This window comes from Streptomyces sparsus, from assembly GCF_054776295.1.
Genome location: NZ_BAAHCA010000592.1, coordinates 1 through 3116, shown reverse-complemented (window position 1 = coordinate 3116; position 3116 = coordinate 1). Strand labels below are relative to the sequence as shown.

The 3116-nt window shown below is 71.4% G+C and carries 4 protein-coding genes; 1 reads left to right on the top strand and 3 read right to left on the bottom strand.

The genetic code is table 11. The features are described from left to right. From ACYVE9_RS20720 to ACYVE9_RS20710, 3 genes are all read right to left on the bottom strand, one after another. Positions 1–386, bottom strand: a 386-nt coding sequence (locus ACYVE9_RS20720) for an FGGY family carbohydrate kinase (RefSeq protein WP_461029392.1), incomplete at its 3' end; no start/stop codon positions are given. A 244-nt stretch (positions 387–630) separates the two neighbouring features. Then, positions 631–1044: a rodlin gene (locus tag ACYVE9_RS20715; protein ID WP_461029391.1), complete on the bottom strand. Its 414-nt coding sequence runs from the start codon at positions 1042–1044 to the stop codon at positions 631–633. Between the two features lie 376 nt (positions 1045–1420). After that, positions 1421–1834 (bottom strand): rodlin, encoded by a 414-nt coding sequence (locus ACYVE9_RS20710; RefSeq protein ID WP_461029390.1) that lies wholly within the window; start codon positions 1832–1834, stop codon positions 1421–1423. A gap of 673 nt (positions 1835–2507) precedes the next feature. Here ACYVE9_RS20710 and ACYVE9_RS20705 point away from each other — a divergent pair. After that, positions 2508–3116 (top strand): MFS transporter (locus ACYVE9_RS20705; RefSeq protein ID WP_461029389.1); only part of this gene is annotated, 609 nt, incomplete at its 3' end.

The following is a 3116-nucleotide window of genomic DNA, read 5'->3' as shown; positions in this document are numbered from 1 at the left end:
GCCTGCGGCACGCAGCCGACGGCCTGCGCCCACGCCTCCTTGCTGCCGAGTGCGTCCACCAGGTCGGCGGCGGCGATCTGCGCCCGCGGGTCGTTGCCGACCAGCGCCGGCCGCACCGCGTTGCCGGAGTGGTCGAGCGCGACGACCCCTTGCTGCTGCGCCGAGACTCCGATCGCCTGCACGCCCTCCAGCAGGCCGCCGGCGGCCGCCTCGCCCAGCGACATCAGCCATGCCTGCGGGTCGATCTCGGTGCGTCGCCCGACGCCCTCCGGGTCGGCCGACGGGTGGGCGGCATGGCCCTCCCGGATGACGGCGCCCGTGTCGGCGTCGCAGACGACGATGCGAGTGAAATCGGCCGAACTGTCCAGACCAGCGACTATCCCCATGGGGGAGATGATGCCGCACTTCGGACCGGTCATCGAAAACCGATCGCCGGGAGCGGCGCCTCACGGTGACCGGTCGGTGACCCCGGACATGGCGCGACCCCCCTTCCGTCGCTGGAGTGCGGAAGGGGGGCCGGGTGGCGGGAGCCGGACGGACGGAGGTGAATCCGGCCGGCTGACTCCGCCGGGGCTCTCGGGCCGCCGACGCGGTTCCGGCGGCCCCGGGTACCCGTGTACCGGTGCTGGATCAGCCGCCGCGGACCGCGCTGGAGCCGTTCTCGGAGAGCAGGTTGATGTCCGAGAGGATGTGCGACAGCGGGTCGTCGCCGTCGATCTGGCTGGAGTTCTCGGAGCAGTTCTGCGCGTTGGAGCTGGTGAGGACGTCCTGGACGGTCACCGGCACCACGCCCACGATGCTGCCCACGTTCAGCTTGTCGCCCAGGGCCACGACGCACAGCTTGTTGGCGGTGCCGTTGACCAGGCTCATGTTCGGGCTCATGTAGCCGCCCGTGGTCGTGTTGCCGTACTTCTGCATGGCGCCGTTGCCGTTGGTGGTGGTGTGACCGTGGTCACCGACCGCCATCGCGGGAGTGGCCGCAACACCGGCCACGCCGACAACGGAAGCCGCCACAGCAGCCGTGGCGAGAGTCTTCTTGATCACGAGAGTTCCTTCTTCCGAATGTGGAATGCCCCGCCGGCGACGGTGCGCACGGTCTTTCCGGCGGAAATGACGTCTGGGTAAGGACTACTGCTCTGCGCCTCGTCACCGCCGGACACACGACACGCGGCGGTCGCACGCGTGGGTGGAGCCGGCGGCCGGGAACCGGGCCAGGGCGTCTGTGCGGCCACTGCTCAGGCGCGGCCTTGGCCCCTGCTCCCGAACACGTGCCGGGTCGAAGCAGTCGTGTGCGGCAGCGGATGAGGCAGCGGGACCGGTGACAGCGGTGGAGCCGGCCGAGCGGGAAGCGCCGGTGGAGCGGGGAAGGCAACCCGGGCCGCCGAACGGAGTTCGGCGGCCCGGGTTCAGCGGCGAGGGATCAGTTGCCGCGAACCGCGCCCGCACCGTTCTCGGAGAGCAGGTTGATCTCCGACAGAACGTGCGACAGCGGGTCGTCGCCGTCGATCTGGCTGGAGTTCTCGGTGCAGTTCTGCGCGTTGGAGCTGGTGAGGATGTCCTGAACGGTGATCGGCACCAGGCCCACGAGGCTGCCCACGTTGGCCTTGTCGCCCAGAACGACCACACACGGCTTGTTCAGCGAGCCGTTGACCAGGCTCATGTTCGGGCTCATGTAGCCGCCCGTGGTCGTGTTGCCGTACTTCTGCATGGCGCCGTTGCCGTTGGTGGTGGTGTGACCGTGGTCACCGACCGCCATGGCGGGGGTGGCCGCAACACCGGCCACGCCGACAACAGAAGCCGCCACAGCAGCCGTGGCGAGGGTCTTCTTGATCACGAGTGTTCCTTCCGAATCCTGGAGTGCCCCGCTGCCGGAGCAAACTGGTCAACTCGCTGGATCCGCAATAGTTCTGGTCCTTCACCCGCACGGACCAGTATGTGTACTTATCCGTTCGGCCTTCGTACCGTTCCCGGAGCGGCGTTCGACACCGCTGGTCAGCGGCACCCCCCTCGGTGACGCGCTGCGGCGGGGTCCCCGCGGGCGGCGGACCGCCCGCCCGGGTGCCGGCCGTGGGACCCGACTGCCCGGCGGTCAAGGGGCGTTGCGGACCGACACACTTCCCGCCCGGGCTCCGGAAGCGGACCCACCGCGTCTCCTTGTGTGGGGCCGGGAGCGCTCAGTAGGCTCGGCCCCGCCCGAGACCGGCACAGTCCGTTCGCACAGTCCTGCCGCATAGACCAGCGGCACACTCCGACGGCACATGCGCCCGGCACCCGCTCCACCGCACACGGCTCCACCGACCGACGCCCTACCGCACGTTGTTCCGCCGCACGTTGTTCCGCCGGTGCTGAGGCCGACGCGCCTCACGAGACGATCGTGGACGAAGGTGATGGCACGTGGCACGACACGAGCGCGCGACGGACACCGCGCGCAAGGCGCACAGGCAGGGTGACCGGGCCGGTTGATGGCCGCCCTTCCGGAACGGGGAACCACCGCGCGGCCGACGGCCGTGACGACACGTGACTTCCGGCTCTACTGGTGGGCGGGCAGCACCGACGCGCTCGGCACGCAGGCCTCCGGCCTCGCCCTGCCGCTGCTGCTGCTCGCCACCGGCACGTCACCGGCCGTCGTCGGCCTGCTGGCCGGCGCCTCGATGGCCTGCGGCCTGCTGCTGGCCCCGTTCGCCGCGGTACTGGCCGACCGGGGGGCGCGCCGCACGGTGATGCTGGCCTCCGCGCTGGTCTCGGCCGCCGCCATGGCCTCGATCGCCGCGGTGGCCGCGTGGAGCGTGCCGGCCCTGTGGCACCTGTTCGCCGCCGTCGCCGTGGAACGCGTCGCGACCTCCTGCTACGAGGCCGCGGCACGCGGCACGCTGGCCGTCATCGTGCCACCGAGCGGGTACACGGCGGCCGTCTCACGATTACAGGCGGGAGAGCAGGCCGCCCTGGTCGTCGGCCCGCTGCTGGGCGGAGCACTGTTCCAACTCGCCCGCTGGCTCCCGTTCGTGGCCGACGCCGCCTCCTACCTGGTCACCGCGGTCTGCGTGCGGGCGATGCGCTCGGACCTGCGGTCCGCCCCCGACGCCCGGCAGCCGGACGCGGCACCGGGCCGCGCCCCC